The organism is Geotalea sp. SG265, from assembly GCF_022808985.1.
In the GTDB taxonomy this organism is placed as follows: Bacteria; Desulfobacterota; Desulfuromonadia; order Geobacterales; family Geobacteraceae; genus Geotalea.
On record NZ_JAKZFT010000018.1, the window covers coordinates 21,812 to 43,185 of the forward strand.

Consider the following 21,374-nt stretch of genomic DNA (forward strand, 5'->3'; position numbering starts at 1 on the left):
AATACGACTATCGGAGGTAACCATATGTCTGTAGCAAATTTGAAAGAAATAACAGTCCTGCAAATGAAAAAATTTGTGGTGATGGTGCTGATCGGAATCACGCTGTTCCTGGGGTATAAGCTGTTCCACAGTCTTTACGACATTAACATGAAGACTCTCGATACCAACCGTAACATCGATGTCTCCGAAAAACTCGTCGGCCTTGACCAACGGATCGATAAGGCAAAGATCGGTGTAAAGATGGATTGTGGGGATTTTTCCTTGAGTAAAGCTGATGGTGAGTTCGATACCAAGGAAAAAGAAGCGGTCTCAGTGTCATGCACCGAGGCCAAAAAAGAGCTTGCTGAAGCCAAAAAGGCTAAGGAAGTTGCTATGGCTGGAATCGACAAACGTTTGACCCAAGAAGAGCAAAACAGGATGTTTTTTACAAATGCAGCAAAATCGATTCATGGCAAACCCTTCCCTTGGGCACTGTTTGTTGCCTTCGGGGTAGCACTTTCCATTACAGCGACTGTACTGATCATGCAATTCATGCCGAAGAAGAATGCACGGAGGATCCAACAATGAAAAAAGTAATAATCTCATCTATAGTGATCCTGTTCGCCTTATCAGTTCATGGGACAGTCCTGGCCAACTCTACTGAAGCTGGCCCGAACACATCCACGAACAAAGAAAAGAGTGAGGATACAGGGGAAGGCACTGAGGTGTCGAAAACAAAAAAAGAGGGCGTGTCCACTACTAAGGATAAGGGAGCGGAGAAATCCAGGCGTAGGGAGTCAGGTGCTAGAACAGCTGTCCGAAAAGAAATCTCCAAAGTCATGGAAGCAGTGGAATCCAACGGGATGACAAAAGAATTTCAGCCATCGGCGCTGTTCTATGAAAAACTAGCCAAGCACTACCCAGATATCTACAAAATCAATATCAATGATGTTTTGGCTATTCCGGTAGAGACCAACGGCACAATAAACACGTCTATGCAGGAAGGTCTCTCTGCAATCGCGAGAGGACGTAGCATTGCAGATGAGTATATAGACAAGCCTAAACTTCTTGAGTTCATGAGACGTCTTGCCAAGACAGGTGCTTGGGGTAGGCGGGAGCTTGCAGGGATCGATAAGCTAAAATTCACTCTCGGATATGAAGATTGGGACGAGATGATAGATGGCATTGTCATTTCGAACGCAAGAAAAATCGAGAGCCAGAAGGTCGATTACAACCTGGATGGTGCCTGCCGTTTCATTGGGGATTATACCTCGATCCAATGTGGAGCATGTAAGCTTGATCTGACAATGAACAATGCTATGCCGGAACTAATCTGTTCCGGGCGACCTGTTTTTACAGGCCAAGGTTTTGGTGGGGTCAAGCTCACGGTTACCGCCAACACTTCGGCCTCGTTGCGTGATGCTGAAACCGCTGCTCAGTCTGATGAAAAGTTCAGGGCGTATACTGAAGCCCTAAACGAGTACGAGAAAAGAGCTCGTTCAGAAAGCAAATCGGTCGATGCTGTTAGGGTGAAAAAGGCCTTTTTTAACTCCCTGGCGAAGAATAGCTCAAAGACAGATATCGCGATCAAGTCGATGTCGAACAACGAGGATCCGACGACTATTTTGGGTACCTTGGGACTGAAGTAATTAGTTAATTTTAGGTAGACAATGCAGGCTGTAATGAATATTCTCCGCTGAAAGGTTCATTACAGCCTGCATTTATTTCTAAGGAGTCGATAGCCACATGGCCGATAATACCGCAAGGAATTTGTTGGAAAATTTAGATCCCGACGACCTGGCCGCTGCAATCAAAAATCCTGCCACCACCGAGTCTATTGAAAAACTTGTCGCATCAATTGGCACTGCCCTCGAACTGAGTAATGCATACATCGAGCTCCAGGAACTGGCTGTAGTGCAGGGTGAACAGATCCTCTATCTGCTCGATGAAAATGAGCGGCTCCAGGAAAGTGTTGCTGAGCTTCGCAGAGAGATAACCAATCTCAAAATTGGGAAAAAGGGTTAAAGAGGGGCTTTTATGGCGACCAATGACGTTGTATCCCCTACTGCAACTGCAGCGATAGCTACTATGGCCCTGCCAGTTGCGTCTCATGTTCAAGAACAAGTTTTAGCGAAGGCCTCGGCCAACCTGGAGACATTGCAGAGCAACTCGAAGTTGAGCCAGATCAGTTCCTCATTGAAGACATCGGGCAAATACAAAGATATTGCTGCCGGTGATAAGCTGAAAAATGTGCCTGCTAGTCAAATGAGCGGCAAAGAAATGGCGGATGCTTATAAGGCAAGATTGGTAGAACGAGGTAAACAGAGTTCATATCAGAGAACAGAACCACAAAAGGCTAATATCAAACCTGTTTCACTCGAAGGGAGAAGAGCCGCCGCTTCAAAAGGTGTCTCTGATATGAAAGACAAGATGAACAATAGGGGATGTTATAAAAAAGAAACAAGTAAAGCTAAAAACACTAGTAATAATGATAAAGCAATAGTTTCTGGCAAAGGCGCAGCGAATTGTAAAAAATGATTCTAGATTGATATATACTAAGTCACTAAAATTGATAGCTCTGTATACACAGGGCTATTTTTATATTATTTGCTTGACAGTAAGAAGCCCCAAATCATAATAAAACTATAATAATATTAAAACCGTTATAAGCTTAGAATCTCACGAAATAGGTAATTAAATAAAACATGAAAGGAAGGGAAGATGCTAAAAGGCAGGTGAAGAAAATGGATACTAAATATACTGATTTAAAACTAATAGTGACCCCGCCACGAACTAAACATGGCGATTTCCAGAAACTGAAAGCATTAGGTTTTTCAAGCGAGCAAATTTTTGAAATGGAGCCTAAAACAGTTAGAGACCTGGTGGATAATGCCAAGAGGTCGGGGAAATTAGCCGATTCTGGACAAAACGGGAGTGAAGAGCAAGAGCATGATGAAAGACATCTTTTCTTGATTAAAAAGGAAGAAACGGTTCCTGGTTGGGAAGACCACAATACAGAGTCTGTTGAATATATGGTTAAATTAGGTATGAAGCCCGAGGATTACAATGACATACCTGGAAATATCCAACTAATGTTTGTCGCTCAGTATATGGAAATTGTAGACAGAGTTTTAAAAGCCGAAGAACTTTATCAAGAAACCATGGAGCTACTTAGTGGTCGCTTAGAAGAAACACAAGATAAGCTGGATGAGCTAGAAGTAAAGATGGACAATCTAATGCAATACATTAAGGAACAACAAAAAAACAAAAACTTTCTAAAAGTAATTAAATAGGTGTAAATTAAGGAGGTCTAAAATGAGTGGTTTTTTAAATGGGGTAATCAATGAAGCACTGCATAACTCTTCTGGTGAAAGCAACAAAAATTCATCATTACTAAAACAAGCCAATGATGCAATCAGCAAGAATGATAACAGTGAATCTAACAGAAAAGAAGAGTTGTCGCAATACAACTATGGTAAAGCTCGTTCTAATGGAATGATTGTGACTGAACAGCAGCATGAGAAAAAAAGCCAAGAACGCGGCACAGATCAGGGGCTAAAAGGGATAAAAAACGTAGATGACTACAAAAAGGAAATTGATGAAAAATCACAACGTAAACTAGAGAATCATTCCCCTCACGTAAAAGAAACCAATAGAACACAAACCCAAGGTAAAGATGCTAAAGTAGCCCCTAAAGCCGTAGCTGATTACAAAAAAGCTATTGCAGCGAAGAATTCATCTAAGAAGGGTCACTATGAACAGCAACAGCGTAAAAATTCATTTAATAAGGGAAAGGCTAACAACATAAAGTACGACAGACAAGTAGCCAATTCTCCTGCCCCTAAAGGCGGTAGCGGGCGTTCAAAATAAAGGACTAGCACTTTTCCCGAAAGACAAAAGAGCCCTTGCCCAACGGGGCTCTTTTAATATGAGGCCTTCGGATGTTAAAATCTCCTTCGTTATCATGCAAAAACAAGTCGCGAAATAGTAGAGAATTACAGTGAGGAGAGCAGTATGAAAAAAAACATTAAACTAAAAACTGGTAAACGAATTACCACCCTAGAAGAATGGCAGAATTGGCAGAAGGAAAACTTGGGTAAGCCTCAAGTTCTGCTTGGCTCAGCGTCAAATATCGAGGTCGTCAAAAATGACAATATCCTTTATTCTAAAGAAGATGCTTATGGCAAGATGCGGCTTTCTGTCCCCATAGACAAAATGAACGGCATTTCACTTGTTTTAGGTGGCATGGGTTCTGGTAAATCGAATTTCCTGAGAGGTCTGCAAGACAGGCTAGCTGATTACCAACAGATTATCCATGATCCAAAAACTGAAGAGTATCAGCGTTCCCACAACCCGGAAACCGATGCCTTGATTATGCCCTTTGATAAGAATGGGATTATATGGGACATATTTGGTGTAATAAGAGAAGATAGAAATAAGGCCATGCCCCTTTTTGTAAACTTTGTAAATGGGTATCGTAATTCAGGTGATCAGAAATCATCTGACCCAGAATGGTCTGCTCAAGCCGCCAAATGGCTTGCAAAATTATGCCTTGGGATAATCAATGATGAGGTGGCTGTCGAAGATTACGCTCTGGAGATTGCATACCGATGGGGTGAATATCAAAAAGGGGAAGGTGGTGCTCAAGGTACGACAGAACAGTCAGCTTTGTCTGTTGCAAGTATTGGCGTCAGCACCCTATTTAAGATCTACCATATAGCGGCTCAGGGCCAGAACCGGCTTATGACAACAAAGGAGATAATGCAGTGTAGAAAGATTTTCATTTCAAACCATCCAAACCATAAGCAGGCGCTTTTCATGTTGAATAATGCCCTTCTTTCTGATTTAGTAATGGAATATTTATCTAAACCAAACGTCAAGACTGGCGATATCAGCAAATATTCCTTTTGGTTCCTGGATGAGTTCCTGACTTTTAACCTTGATAAGAATGTTCAAGATGACCTCTGTACCATGAGCCGGAGTAAGGGGATCTGCCTGTTTGCTGGGATGCAGTATCTCCCAACAGATACGGAAAAACAAAATCAACTAACCAGCTCAAGGTATTTGACCGTTTCATTTCGAGAAGACAATAAAAATACGTTGAAAGCCCTTTCGGAGCTCACAGAACCCATCAAATACTCAGTACAAGAATACGAAACGAGCATTGGAAGTGGCTTTAAATTAGGTGGAGACACCTCTTTCAATGAAAAGTGGTATGACACTGAAACGGTGGTTATTCCAGAAGCAGTTATATCTAATCTACCTCAGTACGTGGCGTACCTTGAGGTGAATAGTACTAAAGGCAAAATGAGAACTTTTATTCTCCCACCCGTTGCCCCAGACAGAAAGGTTAACTCAGGGTTTGAGTATTCGGAAATAGCGCGTAACGCCCCAATGCTGGAAGAATTGTCATAGGAGGCAGGTATGGAACTTAGAACAGTCTTGATAATTACAATTTGGGTATTAATAGGTGTTGTCTTGGAGGTACTTTGTTACGGGATTTCGGCTGTAGCCACTCCTGCCGCCGCAGTATTCTCGGCTGTACTAGGGCTTCTCGTTATCAGATATCTTGACAGTAAACATGATGAGTCCATCCCAGCTTCCAATGTAACAGAAATAGTTAACTTCGAAGATCCAAACGATTGGTATGAGGTAATAAAAGAAGATTAGCGATTGATCGCTTGTCGCCTAAAAAGGAAGCCAAATGGAAATCTTGTACTACTCGATACGCCTAAAACTACAGCAAGCTGCCCCAGTGAAAGTGGCCTATCAACAAGAAAAGGGCGAGCTTTTCCTTAGTGCGGATGGGCTTGTTGCAGGCTTTAACCGGATGGCTCACCTAGAATCCAGGGAGCTGGCCGAGCGCTTTTTAGAGGCATATATGCCACGGTTACAAAAAAGGTATGGCGCTGATGTACAAGTTGAAGTTTTTGGTTGGGAAGGGATACCTGGGAGAAAACTTTCACAACGGGAGCTGGCACGAATCAAATCCGACAGCGACATGGCGCAAAAACGGCTGGAAACGGGCATTCTAGCTGCCAACCAAAAACCATGATAGTGGTAAAACAAGCAGTCGTTTCACCAGCCGCCGTCAGCAGTCCTCTTTAACGTACCTGAGGTGCGACAAGGAACTCCTCTGTTGGTTCGATCATCGCTCTTTACTTTTGTCAGTGCCCTGGATTGACCTCTCTGATGATACCTTCTCAGTGGTCTCTGAACTGATAGGGTCTACCTTCCTCGCAATTTTAGAATAAATCTGTCCTGTTTTTTGATTATAGATCCAAATTTCACTCAGATTTATGTGAATGTACCTATCGCTAAAAACACCATTGTATGGACTTGAAAAAGTAGCACTATGGTAGCGTTGGTTTTCAGAAATTAGTGGAGCAGTAAGTTTAGCAATTAAAAGTACTCTCATATCATTCTTTGCAATTTTTGCTTCATTAGGGTTTAAGGCAAATTTAACACCAATAGATTGACCAGTAGTTTCTATATATGGGAACTCGAAATCCGTATAGTTACTAGGCACAGCAGCATATTCTTCGTGATCGGCATTTTTAACGATAGTTCTCGCTCCGAAACCATTTGTACCTTCGTATGATCCTGCATCAATTTTTATAGAAGAGAGAGATATTTCCCTTTGACTGTAGCCAAGATGTAAATAAACATTCATTTCTGATGTATCTGCGGAATACTTAGAATCAACGTAGCTTGCTTGAAGCGCGAAAAGTCCTTCTGATTTAATCTTACCAATAATCGGATTACTGTTTTGTTTTTCTAGCCTCTTTTGAAATTGCTCTGTCGTCTCAAACTCATTTTTTTCAGCTTGTTCCAATCTTTTTTCAATAGCAGTGTAAATTGCCCTTGGATCATTCCCAAAATATTTTGGCGGAAGCTTTTTTAAACTAGTATCAATTTGAGCGCTGGTATACTTTTTTGCTTCTTCACGTAGTTTCTTTTGTGCAGCGGCGGTTGGCTTCATCATCTTATATTTAGCTGGTTTCATTTCTGCTTTTGGTGCAGCAGAGGGAACTGGTTGATCCGTAGTCTCTGCAAAGCTTGTTATAGGGATTAGGCAAACGCTACATGCCGCTAAAACTGAAATCAACTTTTTCATGGTCGCTCCTCCAGCGGTTTCTGAAGCAAAATTATTCCTCCACCAAAAGATCAAATCTATAACGGCTTTAGGCTTCGGTCAATGAAAAATGGTTTACAATAGCCATGGTCACTAAGAAGACTAGTTTGTAATATTGATGACCTAAGGGAGTAGGAAATTGCCTACTCCCTTTTTTATTGCCTGAAATCAGCTGCCTGAGCTCACGAAATAGCTATAAGCGTTTGGCTCGTTTACTGAGTAAACATTGTAACCAGAGCAGCAGGGGGCAGTATGAATGAACAATCACCAGGAAAACTGGAAGTGATCACCGGCAAAATCATCAGAGAGATCTTTAAAGGGAATAACAACTTCAGGATCTACAGAGTTACCGGGAAAACAGAGGATTTCACTGCCTTGGGAAACCTGCCGCAGGATGAGCGCCTGAAAGATCTGGTTGTCTCCTTCACTGGCACCTGGGAGAACAACGCTAAGCATGGCAAAAACTTTAAATTCGTCTCCTGCAGCGTACTCGATGGCAAAACAAAACACTTCCTTACGCGAGTCGTAAAGAACATTGGTGAAGCACTTGCTGACGAACTCCTCAATACTTTCGGTGAAGAGGAGCTTATAAACATTCTCGACAACGAACCGTCCCGACTCCTAGAGGTCAAAGGCATCGGCCACAAGAAAATGCGGAGTATCAAGGAGTCCTGGGACAAAAATAGGGCGATAAAGAGCCTCACTGAGTTACTCGCTCCAGCTGGAGCCACCATCAGCGCCATTAATGCCGTATATGCTCACTTTGGCGATGCAGCGGTTAAAAAGATCAAGTCTAACCCCTATGCGATGGTCGATGTCTCCGGTATCGGGTTTCGTACTGCCGACGCGATAGCGATCAAACTGGGGGTAGCCCTGACCTCTGTGTTCCGGCTGGCAACTTGTATTTCTCACGTGATGTGGCAAATAGCCCAGGATAAGGGTGACACAGTAGTAGAGCAGAGGGTGCTGATAAGCGAAGCCAAGAAGCTACTCGATGTTCCTGAGAAGGGAATAGATATCGAGGTATCCGAAATCGAGAAAACCGTCACTGATTTGCTATGTGAAAAGAAGCTAAAAACGGTTGTTGATGACAAGGTTGCAATAAAGACTATGTACCACATAGAAGAATCGATTTTTGACCTCATTTTGGCTCGTAGATCACAACGTTTGAAACCCATCCTGGAGGATGAACAGATAGAAAAATATATCCAGGAGCACGAGAGATTAAACCAGTTCAGCTACAGCGATAATCAGAAAGCGATCATCCGGCTCATTGGCCTTGGCAACAAGCTGGTTATGCTCTGTGGTTACGCTGGTACCGGGAAATCAACGAGCATGAAGGCGTGCCTTGAGTTGCTTGCTTCGAAATACAAAAAAGAAGAAATGATCTGCGTGGCCCTTGCCGGAATCGCAGCCGACCGCATTAGGAGCGTAACAGGCTTCTACGCTAAAACGATCCATAGCGCCCTGGAATGGAATGGTGATGAATTCACCTACAACCAGAAAAACAAAGCCCCATATAAAGTAGTTGTGCTCGATGAATCCTCAATGGTCAATGCCCCGATATTTCTTCATCTCCTGAAAGCCCTCTCAGACGATGCAATTCTGATCCTGGTAGGAGATGACGCACAGCTAGCTCCAATCGGTGCAGGAAATGTATTTGCTGATTTCCTCTCTTCAGGGCTGACCCCTGTAGTGAAATTGACCCAGATCTACCGACAGTCGAGCGATAGCGTGTTGGCTGAGTTTGCTAGCGAAATACGGCAGGGTAGGGTGCCAGCTGATTACCGTTCCAAAACCATCAAGTACAAAGACTTTGCTTTCCACTCCTGCAGGGACAATGAAGAGATCGTGAGAGCTATCGTCGCTGAAACCAAAAGAGTGAGCCCATACGTTAAGAATCTGGTCACTGACATCCAGATCCTGGCCCCGCAGAGGATAGGGGAGCTTGGAACGGACAGGCTGAATGAATTGCTCCAGCCAATATTGAATAGAGACTTCATCAATCGCGGTACGAAAATGGTCGAGCGGTTCAAGGTTATTTATGCACCCGGAGACAAGGTCATCCACATCAAAAATAAGGATATGTTGGTGATCCCATACGCCCAGTACGCCAAGGAAGGCTATGACTCCGAGTTTGCCAAAAAGACCAGGATCTATAACGGCACAGTCGGAATCATCATGGAAATCGACCCTGATGCTGAAAAGGCCTTCGTAAAGTACGGCGACCTGGTGGTCTGTTATGACTTTCTCGAAGTAGGAAACATCCTAAAGCTGGCGTATGCCCTTTCCGTGCACAAGGCCCAGGGGAGTGAATACAAGTACGTGCTGATGCCGGTGACCAGGAGCCACTGGCGGATGATGGACAATAAGCTGTTGTACACAGCTATCACAAGAGCGGCAAACAAAACTGCCCTTTACGGCATGGGCCATGTTTTCGAGCATGCATGTAAGAACATCTTGGAGATCAAGAGAAATACGGTTCTCTCGTACCTTATCGCAAAAGAAAATAACCTTAAAAAAGCCGCCTGAATGTGGTCGCGAAATAGGTAAGAACGCAGGAGCTGAAAAAAGGCAAGGAAGCCTCTGGATACCGGAGGTTTTATGTTAACCGAGAAGTTTGGAGCAAGAGTACGAGTAAAACAGTCGAAATTGAATGACCTGGCAGCGAAGGTATACCGACAACACTTAAAAGGTAAGGCACACCCTTTAGCTGGGTTTGATGCGGCCACAAAGATCGAAATTCGGAGGATCCTGCAAAGCAGGTTCCGAATCGACTTGTAGCTCATGGGAGGTCTGCCATGTCAAATCACAATGAATCATCACATATGCAGCTTTTCGGTATCGTCGTTTTAGCAGCCGTCCTATGGTATCTGAGCCATTATGGCAACAAAACGAATCTGCCGAAGGCTGTTCCAACCCCAGCTGCTCAAGCTGTGGAGCAGAAAGCGCTGCCTGCGAGGAAGCCTGTGGAAGAGGTTCCGCCTCCAGGTAAGAAGGAAGTGAAGTCGCCAGAGAAAGAGATCTCCAAAAAGACCGATTACTATTCCGACTACGGTAAGCCCGTCGAAAGCGGGTGCCCCGCCAATGAATACTATTCTGACCTCCAGCAGGATCCGGGGGTTTGCACAGCCTATAATGAAAAAAGGAGTGAGTAAGGATGTTGGTAAGCTTGAAATTGCTTTGCGGGCATGTGGTCGAACGAGAAATTGAGGCCGAAGATTCAGGAGAAGTTGCTACCCTGGCTAAAAAGATAGAGCACACGGAAACCTGCAGGGCCTGCACGGTGGCTTCTTCGGTTTTTACGACGAAGATCGCTCTCCTGGACGAGAAAAAGAAAAGAGAGTCGAGCCATAGAGAAGGGTGGAGACCACCAAGATAATGGAAACAACTCTTCCCTGTCGGGGCACAACTTCAATAGCTTGAGATTTTGATAAGAGAGTTGTTTCGCATAATAAATATGACCCGATGGTCTTCAGAAATCTGTTTAAGGTACAGATTCATGTCGGCCTTGAATTGCTGAGGCGTCAGGTTCTTACTATTATTCCCGATAAACCTATAAAATGTCTCTGGCCTATTCAAAGACCTGAATTCTTTGTACGCCGTAGATTGTTGCAATAATGTTGCACGATGAGTGTTAATATAGCCGACGTATCTAAAGATCTTATCAACTTCATCATTTAAGAAGGAAATCGCATCATTAACAGATAGAACAGTTCCTGACTTCCATAGTGGCTCATGATGCGAAAATCGGTTTCTCAGTAAGTTAATGTCTTTAAGCTCATTGTAAAATTGGGGTAGAGCCATTTTTGATGGAGCATTAGGGAAAACATTTGGCAAGGACTCGGGCCATAATAATGATTTGTTACCAGATGAGTAATCGGTTTTAAATAAATTGACCCAAAAGCCTAAGCTAAGTGTAGAAATGACATTTGCAGAAGAAACGATTTTACCGCTATTTTTGACTTCGTTAATTGCATTATTTATTTTTATTTCGTTCACCGTCAAAGCAGGTGTCTTTTTCTTTGCAGGAGGGAGCCCTTTTTTGGCTAGCTTAGCCTGTAATTTCGCAAATCTCTTTGCTTGCTGAGCGCGTACTTGTTGTCCTACTCTTTTGCATAATGGCTCATACCAAGTTTCCATCCCAAATTTAGAATTCCCTTCGATGTGAAGAGAATTCCTTAACGAGACTTCTAAACATTGAAGAAATGAATATACAGCCCCGCCAAGGGCCTTGTTCCAATAATATGCTCCTATCGTTTTGTCTAGATCTGCACAGCCTAGCAGAGTTGAATAAGTCGCTAGCCTGTCTTTAGATATGTACTTCTCAAGTTCCGTAAAATTCATTAATTGGATAACCCTTCTATGTGGTTTAGGAGTTGCAACCCTACCTTAAATGCATTAGAGTAATCAACAGTTTTGGGATAAAAACTCATTTAGAGGGATCTAGAAGGGCTTCCTAGAGCGTCCTAAATTTTTGTTGACAACGTAAAGGTTGCTAAATATACTTTATGTCGAAGGCGGCTGGAAGACTTAATCGTAGCCAATTTAAGCTGCGAAAGATCCAGCCCATGGTGTACTAAGAGAAAAGGCTGCTCCTCCAAAGGGGGCAGCCTTTATCTTTTTGGAATCACCTCCGAGTAATTTGCTCCCTAGCTACCTCCACCCCCGCATTTAGAATGCTACCCCCTGCCAGGACAATTTCTGTTCTTATTAAATAGTTCTTAATGGTTAATAACGTCCGTTTCTGCTAAAACAGATCAATTTAGAAACGGCACCTAAAGCTATGGCCGGGGTACAAACAATGACCACCATCCAGTCCTTACTTGAAGAATTCCGACAAGCAGCTACGAACAATCGCGATATGGGCGACAAATTTGAGCGCCTGATTGTAGCTTACCTTCGCAGTGACCCAATATATCGAGAGTGGTTCGATGAAGTTTGGTTGTGGGGAGAATGGAAGCTAAGGGGTAACAAGCCAGATACCGGCATAGATATCGTCGCTCGTGAAAAGGCGACTGGTGATTGGTGCGCTATCCAGTGCAAATTCTACCTTCCTGACCATACCCTTCAGAAGAGTGACATTGATTCATTCTTTACCGCAAGTGGCAAATCCCCCTTTACCAGCCGTATCATCGTTTCCACGACCGATAGGTGGTCAAAAAATGCTGAAGATGCTCTTGAACATCAGCAGATTCCCGTATCGAGGCTAAGGGTACAAGACCTTGCGGATAGCCCGATAGATTGGAGCCAGTACAGCCTTTCCCGTCCTCAAGATATTAAACTGAGGGCGAAGAAACAGCTTCGAGAACATCAGAAGCTTGCCCTCACAGATGTAATCAACGGCTTCAAGGCGGATGACCGTGGAAAGCTGATTATGGCTTGTGGCACGGGGAAAACATTTACAGCCCTGAAAATTGCCGAAACACAGGCTCCTCCGCAAGGGCATATCCTCTTTCTGGTTCCCTCAATATCCCTATTATCCCAGTCTCTCAGGGAATGGACAGCTGAAGCTACAAACCCCCTCCATTGCTATACCGTCTGCTCGGATACAAAGGTAGGCAAGAAAAGCGAATCTGAGGATATCAGCACTTGTGACCTTGCGTTTCCGGCAACTACCGATGCAAGGAAGCTTGCCCGCCTGATGGAATCTTTCAAGCCAGCCAAAGATCAACTCACCGTTGTTTTCTCAACATATCAAAGTATTGAAGCCGTAGCTGAGTCGCAGAAATTTGGGGTGCCTGAATTCGACCTCATCATTTGCGACGAGGCTCACCGAACAACAGGGGTAACACTGGATGGAGATGATGAATCAGCCTTTGTCCGTGTGCATGATCAGAACTTCCTGAAAGGGAAAAAACGCCTGTACATGACGGCTACCCCCCGTATTTATGGGGATGCAACGAAGACGAAAGCTGAGGAGGCTGATGCTACCTTATGTAGCATGGACGATGAGAAGCTATATGGCAAAGAATTCCATCGCCTCGGCTTCTCCAAAGCTGTTGGTGATGGGCTTCTCAGTGACTACAAGGTTATGGTCTTGGCGGTCGATGAAAAGTTTGTCAGCAAAACCTTTCAGAGACAGCTCGCCGATTCTGATAACGAACTGAACCTTGATGATGCGGTCAAAATTACAGGCTGCTGGAATGGTCTCAGCAAGAAAATGGCGACCGATGCTGACGGACACGCCCTAGAGAACGATTCAGCCCCCATGCGTAGAGCTGTTGCCTTCTCTCGCTCAATCAAGGACAGCAAAAAGATTACGGCGATGTTCTCCCAGATCATCGAGGAATACGCCCTGAAGCACCAAGACGACGATATTGAGATACTTCGGTGCGAAGTAGATCATGTCGATGGGACTTTCAACGCTTTAGCCAGGAACAAGATGTTGGACTGGCTGAAGGAGGAAACCACCGGCAATACCTGCCGTATCCTCTCCAATGCCCGTTGCCTTTCTGAGGGGGTAGATGTTCCTGCGCTCGATGCGGTCTTGTTTCTCAACCCCCGGAACTCCGTTGTCGATGTAGTTCAGTCAGTCGGCAGGGTGATGAGGAAAGCTGACAATAAGAAATACGGTTACATCATCCTGCCTATCGGTATCCCGGCTGATATGGCTCCTGAAGAGGCATTAAAGGATAACCAGAAGTACAAAGTGGTTTGGCAGGTTCTTCAGGCTCTAAGGGCACACGATGACCGATTTAACGCGACGATTAATCAAATTGAATTGAATAAGTCCCGCCCTGACCAAATACGGGTGATAGGTGTCGGTGGTGGCAAGGATGATGGCGAAGACCCCGGTTCAGGCAAAGATGCCAAAGGGGGTGATGGAACCACAAAGCCGGTTCAATTTGCTTTCAATTTCCCCCATCTTGAAGAATGGCGGGATGCGATTTTTGCCAAGATAGTTATTAAGTGCGGTGACCGGCGTTATTGGGAAAGTTGGGCAAAGGATGTTGCTGAAATTGCCGAGCGGCACGTTACCCGGATCAAGGCGCTCCTGGAAGATTCAGGACATCAGCACCGACTGGCTTTTGATGAGTTCTTAGCGGGACTGCGAACCAACCTGAACCCAAGTATTGACGAAGCCGACGCAATCGAGATGCTTTCACAGCACTTGATAACGAGGCCTGTCTTTGATGCCCTGTTTGAAGGGTACGAGTTCACCCAGCAAAACCCTGTGTCCCTTTCTATGCAGAAGATGCTTGATCTTCTGGAGCGACAAGCCCTTGAAAAAGAAACAACCTCCCTGGAGAAGTTTTACACCAGCGTCAAGGAGCGGGCCAGGGGCATTGACAATGCAGCAGGGAAGCAGACCATTATCAAAGAGCTGTACGACAAGTTTTTCAATACGGCATTCCCGCGCATGGCCGAGCGTCTTGGCATCGTTTACACCCCGGTCGAGGTTGTAGATTTCATCATAAAGAGCGTTGACGACGCCCTCCGGCAAGAGTTTGGCGTTAATGTTGCCACCAAAGGAGTTCATATCCTTGACCCCTTCACTGGCACGGCGACATTTATTGTGCGGTTGCTGCAAAGCGGCCTGATAAAACCTGAAGATTTGCCGTACAAGTACAAGAATGAACTCCACGCAAACGAAATCGTGCTGCTGGCCTATTACGTAGCGGCAATCAACATCGAAGAGACATACCACAGCATTACCGGCGGGGATTATCAGCCCTTCGAAGGGATCGTTCTTACCGATACTTTCCAACTATCTGAACAAAGAGACCCCATTCCGCACAAGGATTTTCCAGAGAACAGCGAACGTGCAAATCGACAGAACAAAACCGACATCCGAGTAATCATTGGTAATCCGCCGTATTCAGCAGGACAGACAAGCGAGAACGACGCAAACAAGAACCTCAAGTATCCTCAACTTGATGCCCGAATACGTGGCACCTATGCGGAACATTCAACAGCGACAAACAAGAACAGCCTGTATGATTCCTATATCCGCTCTTTCAGGTGGGCAAGTGACCGTATCAAAGACAAGGGCATTGTCTGCTATGTCAGCAACGGATCTTTCATTGACGGCAACGCAATGGATGGCTTGCGAAAATGCCTCACGGATGAATTTACGTCGATTTACTGTTTCAACTTGCGGGGCAATCAGCGCACATCCGGCGAAACTTCACGAATGGAAGGTGGTAAAATCTTTGGTTCAGGTAGTCGTGCCAGTATTGCAATAACCTTACTAATCAAAAACCCGGAGAAACAGGGCAATTGTAAACTTTTCTACCATGACATAGGCGACTACTTAAGTCGGGAAGAAAAGTTGAAGATCATTACCGCCTTCGGCGGTATCAAGGGTATCCACTGGAAGCAGTTACAACCGAATTCAAGCCATGACTGGATAAATCAACGTGACCCGGCGTTTGAAAGGTTTCTCCCTCTTGGAGACAAGGAAGATAAGACAGCACAGACTATATTCGGTACATATTCTGGTGGACTAAAAACGAACCGCGATACATGGGCTTATAATTCATCAAAACAAAATTTAACCCAAAACATGAGCGGAATGGCTGAATTTTACAATGAGCAAGTAAAGGCTTATCAGGAATATTGCGGTAGGGTTGAAAAAGGGAAAAGACTTGAAGTCGAAAAATTCATCGACAATAACCCTCAAAGAATAAGTTGGTCTAGGGGGTTGAAAAACGACCTTGAGCGATTCATCAACCGAGATTTCAAACCAAGCTCCGTCGTGAGCGGTATGTACCGACCATATTTCAAACAGTGGGCATATTTTGATAAATACTTCAATGATATGGTATATCAGATGCCAAAGTTTTTCCCAAATAATGATACCAAGAATCTCATTATCAGTATCTGTGGCGTCGGCGTAACTAAAGAATTTTCCGTAATAATAACTGATTGTCTACCAGACGTTCAATTACAGGCAAACGGTCAATGCTTCCCACTCTATGCCTATGTGAAAAACGAAATTGCCGGAGGGTTGTTCGATACAGCAACATCAGGTGAATACATCAGAAAAGACAATTTAACTGATTACATCCTCAAAGAGTTTCGTACAGTTTACGGCGCTAAAGTTGGCAAAGAGGATATCTTCTTTTATGTGTACGGCGTTCTTCATTCCCCAGAGTACAAGCGTCGCTTCGAGGCCGATTTAAAGAAGATGCTTCCCCGAATTCCCTTGGTTAAAGATTTCTGGGCGTTCAGTGAAGCAGGCCGGAAGCTTGCTAAGTGGCACTTAGATTATGAGACGGTTGAGCCATATAAGCTTCAGGAATCGTCCAATGCTCTCGATCTTGACCCAAAGAACCACTTCAAGGTTTCTAAGATGACTTTTACTAAGAAGGGAAAGGACGTCGATAAATCAACCATCATCTACAACAGCAACGTGGTACTGACAGGTATACCACTTGAGGCTTACGAATACATTGTAAACGGAAAGTCCGCTATTGAATGGATAATGGAGCGATATCAGGTAACCAAAGACAAAGACAGCCAGATAATCAACGATCCGAACCATTGGTCTTCTGACCCTCGGTATATCATCGATCTTGTGAAACGAATCGTAACAGTAAGTATGGAAACCATGAAAATCATAAAAGGGTTACCTCCTCTCGAAGAAACGAATTAAGCTGCCCTCTCCTAAAAGCCCTTTATTCAAAAGGCATCTACACATGACTGTAGGTGCCTTTTTGTCATCCGTACCCCTCACGAAATAGATAAGAGAACTTTCGTTACAGGAGGTACGAATGCACCAATCAACAAATCTCGCTCGTCGTGAGAACTTGACGGCTCTGGTAGGCACATACAGGCAAGCTGTAGCAGAAATCACAGAAGCATATCAAAAGCTGGAATCTGCCAGAGGCAAGCTCCGCACTGCATTTATCGGCACTTTTGGCAGCTTTGATGTGATCCGCCGCAACAGCACAGAAGTTTCACCAGATGAAGTCAAAAAAGTTTGTGAAGAAATTCAGCGTCAGGCCTGGCGCTGTATAGTTGATCGCCTTGAAATCCGCAGGATCCTTTCAGTAAAACGCCGCGAGGAGCTGGATAGACAATTATCCGGCGACCGCTACCACGACATCAAACCCCTCCCTGAAATTACAGAAGAAAACATCCTGGCTATGCTGCAGGACGGCATGGCAAAAGCCCAGGATTATGCCAAAGAGGCTGTCTATGAAGTCTTCGACTGGCTCCGCCCACATCGTGGCCGCAACTCAGACCTGAAAACGAATCTTAAATGGCAGATTGGAAAGCGGGTAATCGTCCACGCTGTCGAGAAGGGGTTCACTCGTGGAAAATTCAGGGTCAATTACCATCGAGACAAAGAAATAACCGCTTTAGACAACGTGTTCCACATGCTCGATGGGCGAGGGCCGTTAAAAACGCACCATGGCCCCTTGTACGATGCGATCAATGATAGTCCTGACGGTACCGGCGAAACTGATTTCTTCAGGTTTCGATGCTGTCTTAACGGCAATCTCCACATCGAGTTCAAAAGGCCAGATCTGGTCGCAAAAGTAAATTCAATTGCTGGAGGATACCGCCTTAAAGGAGAAGGGAAATAAACGCAAAAAGGAGACAAAATGGACGATACCAACGATTTTTGGGGTGAGCCGATAAGCGTCTTTACAAGGAAAGAAGCGATTGAAGATGGTTCCCTGCGCGATCTTTCAGTGATGTTCCCAGACCTCTGCCGACAGGTCTATAAGTTCCCGTTGGCTTGCACTGCTGCAGTTTGGAACCTTATTGAAAGGGCTGTCCATAATAAGGAGTATCATAACGATTACAAAGGTGTGGTTTGGGATCTCCTTTATATGAGCCAGAGAGTAATCGTTGAGCGAATAAACGAGGCCGAGCATATCTTTGAAGTCATCATCCAGGGAGCAGGCCACTCCAGCGCCCTAGTCGGAAATCCTGCCGAGCATCGTTACCGTTTCAGGATCCTTTGCGGAGCCGGTGATAGTGGCGAAGGCGTACTGACGATCCTGCTCCCCAACGAAGACTAGGCATGACCGACGACCTTGAGTCAACTGCACTGAATGACGAGGTGCTGGTGGATCTAAGCAGCGCTTCCTCCAGCACCTCTTTCTTTTACAACTGCCCCATAATGTGCACTCCCCCCGTTTGGGCGGCGATAAACGAAGCCGTTGAGCAAGGGAACGCTATGGATTCAGTGGTAGCACAGATACTGCTCCACTCGATTTATAAGATCATAGGGAGTCCCAGCAAGTGCGAAGAATTATTTGAAACAGCAATAAACGGAAGTGTGTGGGTGTTAGATATGTATTGGGAGACAGGCAAAGATGGTTCCCCTCGGGGGGTAATAATGTTGCCTGGTGAAGATCAGTCCAGGTTCACGAAATAGGGTGGTTACAATACTGACTCAAGTAAAGGGAGATTCATGGATAAAAAGGGAACGGAGAAAAAGGGGCTTCAGTATTTTTCAGACAAGTACAGCACTCGGCCTTGTACTAAAGCCGAGATTGAATCACAACGGCTCCTGGGAGAAACACTTACCATGATCGGAGTCGCCGTCGAAAAAAAGGGGATGGATGAAATGCCAGCATCAATGTCTGTCATCGAGAGCTATGGACTTCGGAAATATCCCCAGAAAAAAAGCATCTTCCCACCATGCCCCGACAAGGTGCCTCTTAATAAGTGGATCGGTAAATTGTATTGGCAGATAGGCATGCTGCTGATCGCAGCTGCAAAAAAAGGGCAGTATGCAGAGAAGCCCTACAATACTGCCCAGATTATGTTGGGGCCAGTCAATTAGCACTTGGCAGTCAGCTTGGGTTAGGCCTCACTCTAGTAAGGACTTCCCCCGTCTCGTCGTTGTACAAGATGACCTCTTCAAGGTTACCGTAAACGAGCTTGTTACTGGTTACCGCCTCTATAGGCGAATCCATCGTAGCTTTGAGGTAGTAGCCATCATCCCCCAGAAAAGGATCGGTTAAGGTGAATACACAAATTGCCATAAGCTGATTTTTCAACTTTCTGGCTTTCTCATTGGGGAAGTTATCCAGCACAAATTCAAGTTGCTTGCTATAGCCGCTATCAACATTAAACTTTTGAATGTTGTTAACTACTAGAATAGCATTTGCTTGTAAGTGTTCAGATACTTCAACAGTAGCACCATAAGAATTACTAGCAATATAATTCTTCCGAATGTTATAGATCTCCTGACCAGTGATACCAAAAGCATATTTCGTGCGCCATGAGTCTACAGAGGGAATATCAACTCGCAACTTACTATTATCAGCATCATATGACGACCCAACATTAGCCACAAGAGATAGCTTGTCCCCGATTTTAACCGAACCGAATAGAGGAGATTTATCTTCGAGCTCTATACGCGAATTGTATTGTGCTGTAGTTTCGAACTCCCCCTTTTTACGATCCTTTCTCTCTTCAAGCTTTTTGTAAACTGCCCGTAAATCATGCCCCAAGAAATTTTTAGGGATTATATTTCCATCCAGCGTAAAAGGAATCTGCAGATAAGCCTGTTCCTTTTCAGCAACCTTTTTGACTGACTTCATTGCTTTTTTGCTAGGTTTCTTTTCAGCAGCATCTAGGCCATTGGAGAGCCCAATACTGATAACAAAGAATAGCAGTAGCTGAAAAGAATATTTCATAGATCCTCCCTGCTCAATCAAAGCAAGTTATCTTCTTTTAGCAGCAGGTTTTTTCGCAGCAGCCTTAACTGGCTTCTTTTTCTCCTCAATCTTGGCCTTCCTGACAGCTCGGGCCTTTTCTAGGTTAGCGGCCAGGTTGTTCTGCTGTGCCATTTTACGACGTGCATCAGAAAAAGATTTCGCGGCTAAAGGCTGTTTCGACGGTATCCCAAACTGTTTCTTGTATTCCCCCGGCTTCATGCCATGGGCCTGGTTAAGGTGACGAGCAAGCGTCTTGAATCCGCCTTTCCCGCAAACCATGCAAATTATTTCATTTTTCTTTATGGCTTCTTTAACCGTAAGGGCAGGTTTTTCTTCAGCTGCAGGTGCTGTTCCTCCAGTTTCCATACCCTTTAAAGCTGAATGAACTTTCTGAAGTTCCTGGATGAGGTCATCAGTCGTCATCGGTGAAGTCGATGCATGAGATGATACGATCTGTGCTGCAAGTTCAGTTAAAGTAGACATGTAATTCTCCTTTATAAGATTAATCCTGCCAACTGGTTAGGCGTCCGTTTTTAAAGTAGAGATAGGTTCTATCTCCATATACCCACTGTTCATTTATTCCCCATGAACCTGCACTTCGGTTAATGTCCTGAGGCTTTCCCCAACTAGCAACAGCCTCATCTTTTGTCATACCTATAAAAATTTTACCGTTTGCTATGGCGTTCAGTGACTTCTTGCCCAATTTCTTTAGCTTATTTGGTAGTTTAAGGTAAAACTTGTCTAAAACGGAAAATATGTTCAGGTTTTCGGTGAAAGTGCCATATTTTTCTGAAGAAAAAGTAAAGATCATCCAATCTGTATAGCCTATGTCAATATCTTTAATTACTACCTTTGCTAATCCTGGCACTTTGCCCACTGGGGATTTTGCCCAAAGGTAAGAACCAACACCAATCCCCGTTGCTTCTAGTTTTTGCATCATCAACTTTTTATTTGTTTCTGGGGATTCCAATGTTATCACGGAAGTAGAAACGTTCGTAATATCTATACAAACAAGAGTGCCGTTATCAAATTTACCTTCTACAAGATCCTGACCATTTCTGAGTAAAAACTGGTCAGTTATTAAAAAGGACTCTTTTATCTGGGGGATGTACTTGTCCTGGTCGGATACACGAAATTTTCTAAACGTCCCATCATAATCTGTGCATTTACCCTCTCGGAAACCATCTGTAAACTTGTCACTCCACTGGATCCAAAACCTTTTCCCGATATATTCCCTGCCGTAGGCACCCATACACATTGCTGGCACCCCAAAGACAACAAGAAAAGAAAAAACCGAGGAAATGAAGAAATTCATAGGCTCTCCCGCGAGCACCAATTTGGCTAAGAAAAAACTTCCGCCAGAACCGTCGAAAAAATAGCATTTCGTGCTTAAATTTACCAGATGAATTGAGTTTAAATTAATATATTTGCAGAAAAAGGGCAGAAAAGAAACTTGTGGCATGATGCAAACCATTAACAGCATATGCAGCATCTAAATACCCACGGATCCCAGCGACAAACATCAGAATCGTGATCGTAGCGAGTAGCAATCTCTCAGAATTGCAAAACCCAGTTAGGAATGTCGCCAAGGCAAAACCGGCAAGGGGATAGGCAATGCAGTAATATGTGTA

22 protein-coding genes are annotated in these 21,374 nt (G+C 44.4%); 17 read left to right on the forward strand and 5 right to left on the reverse strand.

From position 1 onward, the window contains the following. The first annotated feature begins 24 nt into the window (after positions 1 to 24). The 9 genes from ML541_RS16510 (at position 25) to ML541_RS16550 (ending at position 6,034) form a co-directional block, all read left to right on the forward strand. Positions 25 to 567, forward strand: coding sequence for a hypothetical protein (locus ML541_RS16510; RefSeq protein WP_243374572.1), 543 nt, complete (start codon positions 25 to 27; stop codon positions 565 to 567). Beyond that, positions 564 to 1,628 carry a hypothetical protein gene (locus tag ML541_RS16515; RefSeq protein ID WP_243374574.1) on the forward strand — a complete coding sequence of 355 codons (1,065 nt, stop codon included), beginning with the start codon at positions 564 to 566 and terminating at the stop codon, positions 1,626 to 1,628. The genes ML541_RS16510 and ML541_RS16515 overlap by 4 nt, the downstream gene beginning before the upstream one ends. Before the next feature lie 97 nt (positions 1,629 to 1,725). Then, positions 1,726 to 2,004, forward strand: a complete 279-nt coding sequence (locus tag ML541_RS16520) for a hypothetical protein (RefSeq protein ID WP_243374576.1) — start codon at positions 1,726 to 1,728, stop codon at positions 2,002 to 2,004. Between the two features lie 12 nt (positions 2,005 to 2,016). Beyond that, positions 2,017 to 2,517, forward strand: a complete 501-nt coding sequence (locus ML541_RS16525) for a hypothetical protein (protein WP_243374578.1) — start codon at positions 2,017 to 2,019, stop codon at positions 2,515 to 2,517. Between the two features lie 167 nt (positions 2,518 to 2,684). Beyond that, positions 2,685 to 3,272 (forward strand): hypothetical protein, encoded by a 588-nt coding sequence (locus ML541_RS16530; protein ID WP_243374580.1) that lies wholly within the window; start codon positions 2,685 to 2,687, stop codon positions 3,270 to 3,272. Between the two features lie 22 nt (positions 3,273 to 3,294). Continuing rightward, positions 3,295 to 3,849, forward strand: a complete 555-nt coding sequence (locus tag ML541_RS16535) for a hypothetical protein (protein WP_243374581.1) — start codon at positions 3,295 to 3,297, stop codon at positions 3,847 to 3,849. Positions 3,850 to 3,993: 144 nt separating this feature from the next. Next, complete coding sequence (locus ML541_RS16540) at positions 3,994 to 5,394, forward strand: type IV secretion system DNA-binding domain-containing protein (protein ID WP_243374582.1); 1,401 nt, start codon at positions 3,994 to 3,996, stop codon at positions 5,392 to 5,394. Between the two features lie 9 nt (positions 5,395 to 5,403). Further along, positions 5,404 to 5,649, forward strand: a complete 246-nt coding sequence (locus ML541_RS16545; RefSeq protein ID WP_243374583.1) for a hypothetical protein — start codon at positions 5,404 to 5,406, stop codon at positions 5,647 to 5,649. 34 nt (positions 5,650 to 5,683) lie between these two features. Beyond that, complete coding sequence (locus ML541_RS16550) at positions 5,684 to 6,034, forward strand: hypothetical protein (RefSeq protein WP_243374584.1); 351 nt, start codon at positions 5,684 to 5,686, stop codon at positions 6,032 to 6,034. A gap of 93 nt (positions 6,035 to 6,127) precedes the next feature. Here ML541_RS16550 and ML541_RS16555 read toward each other — a convergent pair whose 3' ends face one another. Further along, complete coding sequence (locus tag ML541_RS16555; RefSeq protein ID WP_243374585.1) at positions 6,128 to 7,096, reverse strand: hypothetical protein; 969 nt, start codon at positions 7,094 to 7,096, stop codon at positions 6,128 to 6,130. 270 nt (positions 7,097 to 7,366) lie between these two features. On the opposite strand from ML541_RS16555, the gene ML541_RS16560 reads away from it, so the two are divergent. From ML541_RS16560 to ML541_RS16570, 3 genes are all read left to right on the forward strand, one after another. Continuing rightward, positions 7,367 to 9,646: an AAA family ATPase gene (locus tag ML541_RS16560; RefSeq protein WP_243374586.1), complete on the forward strand. Its 2,280-nt coding sequence runs from the start codon at positions 7,367 to 7,369 to the stop codon at positions 9,644 to 9,646. A gap of 269 nt (positions 9,647 to 9,915) precedes the next feature. After that, complete coding sequence (locus ML541_RS16565; RefSeq protein ID WP_243374587.1) at positions 9,916 to 10,272, forward strand: hypothetical protein; 357 nt, start codon at positions 9,916 to 9,918, stop codon at positions 10,270 to 10,272. A gap of 2 nt (positions 10,273 to 10,274) precedes the next feature. Continuing rightward, positions 10,275 to 10,496, forward strand: coding sequence for a hypothetical protein (locus ML541_RS16570; RefSeq protein ID WP_243374588.1), 222 nt, complete (start codon positions 10,275 to 10,277; stop codon positions 10,494 to 10,496). A 32-nt stretch (positions 10,497 to 10,528) separates the two neighbouring features. Here the strand turns inward: ML541_RS16570 and ML541_RS16575 are convergent, their stop codons facing one another. Then, positions 10,529 to 11,461 (reverse strand): Abi family protein, encoded by a 933-nt coding sequence (locus ML541_RS16575; RefSeq protein WP_243374590.1) that lies wholly within the window; start codon positions 11,459 to 11,461, stop codon positions 10,529 to 10,531. A 457-nt stretch (positions 11,462 to 11,918) separates the two neighbouring features. Here ML541_RS16575 and ML541_RS16580 point away from each other — a divergent pair, with 457 nt between their 5' ends. The 5 genes from ML541_RS16580 to ML541_RS16600 all read left to right on the forward strand — a co-directional run bounded on the left by ML541_RS16580 (position 11,919) and on the right by ML541_RS16600 (position 18,863). Beyond that, positions 11,919 to 16,715 carry a type ISP restriction/modification enzyme gene (locus ML541_RS16580; protein WP_243374592.1) on the forward strand — a complete coding sequence of 1,599 codons (4,797 nt, stop codon included), beginning with the start codon at positions 11,919 to 11,921 and terminating at the stop codon, positions 16,713 to 16,715. Between the two features lie 118 nt (positions 16,716 to 16,833). Continuing rightward, positions 16,834 to 17,652: a DUF4942 domain-containing protein gene (locus ML541_RS16585; RefSeq protein WP_243374595.1), complete on the forward strand. Its 819-nt coding sequence runs from the start codon at positions 16,834 to 16,836 to the stop codon at positions 17,650 to 17,652. Positions 17,653 to 17,670: 18 nt separating this feature from the next. After that, entirely contained in the window at positions 17,671 to 18,093 is a 423-nt protein-coding gene (locus ML541_RS16590; RefSeq protein WP_243374596.1) for a DUF6573 family protein, read from the forward strand. Between the two features lie 2 nt (positions 18,094 to 18,095). Then, on the forward strand, positions 18,096 to 18,452 hold the full coding sequence (locus ML541_RS16595; RefSeq protein WP_243374597.1) for a hypothetical protein: 357 nt from the start codon (positions 18,096 to 18,098) through the stop codon (positions 18,450 to 18,452). A 36-nt stretch (positions 18,453 to 18,488) separates the two neighbouring features. Beyond that, positions 18,489 to 18,863: a hypothetical protein gene (locus tag ML541_RS16600; RefSeq protein WP_243374598.1), complete on the forward strand. Its 375-nt coding sequence runs from the start codon at positions 18,489 to 18,491 to the stop codon at positions 18,861 to 18,863. A 10-nt stretch (positions 18,864 to 18,873) separates the two neighbouring features. Here ML541_RS16600 and ML541_RS16605 read toward each other — a convergent pair whose 3' ends face one another. Genes ML541_RS16605 through ML541_RS16615 form a run of 3 tightly spaced genes read right to left on the reverse strand, consistent with a single transcriptional unit; the run spans position 18,874 to position 21,058 of the window. Beyond that, the gene (locus ML541_RS16605; RefSeq protein ID WP_243374599.1) at positions 18,874 to 19,722 is read right to left on the reverse strand and encodes a hypothetical protein; all 849 of its coding nucleotides are present in this window, start codon (positions 19,720 to 19,722) and stop codon (positions 18,874 to 18,876) included. Positions 19,723 to 19,749: 27 nt separating this feature from the next. Further along, positions 19,750 to 20,226: a MucR family transcriptional regulator gene (locus ML541_RS16610; RefSeq protein WP_243374600.1), complete on the reverse strand. Its 477-nt coding sequence runs from the start codon at positions 20,224 to 20,226 to the stop codon at positions 19,750 to 19,752. A 19-nt stretch (positions 20,227 to 20,245) separates the two neighbouring features. Then, on the reverse strand, positions 20,246 to 21,058 hold the full coding sequence (locus tag ML541_RS16615) for a hypothetical protein (RefSeq protein WP_243374601.1): 813 nt from the start codon (positions 21,056 to 21,058) through the stop codon (positions 20,246 to 20,248). Positions 21,059 to 21,374: the final 316 nt, after the last annotated feature.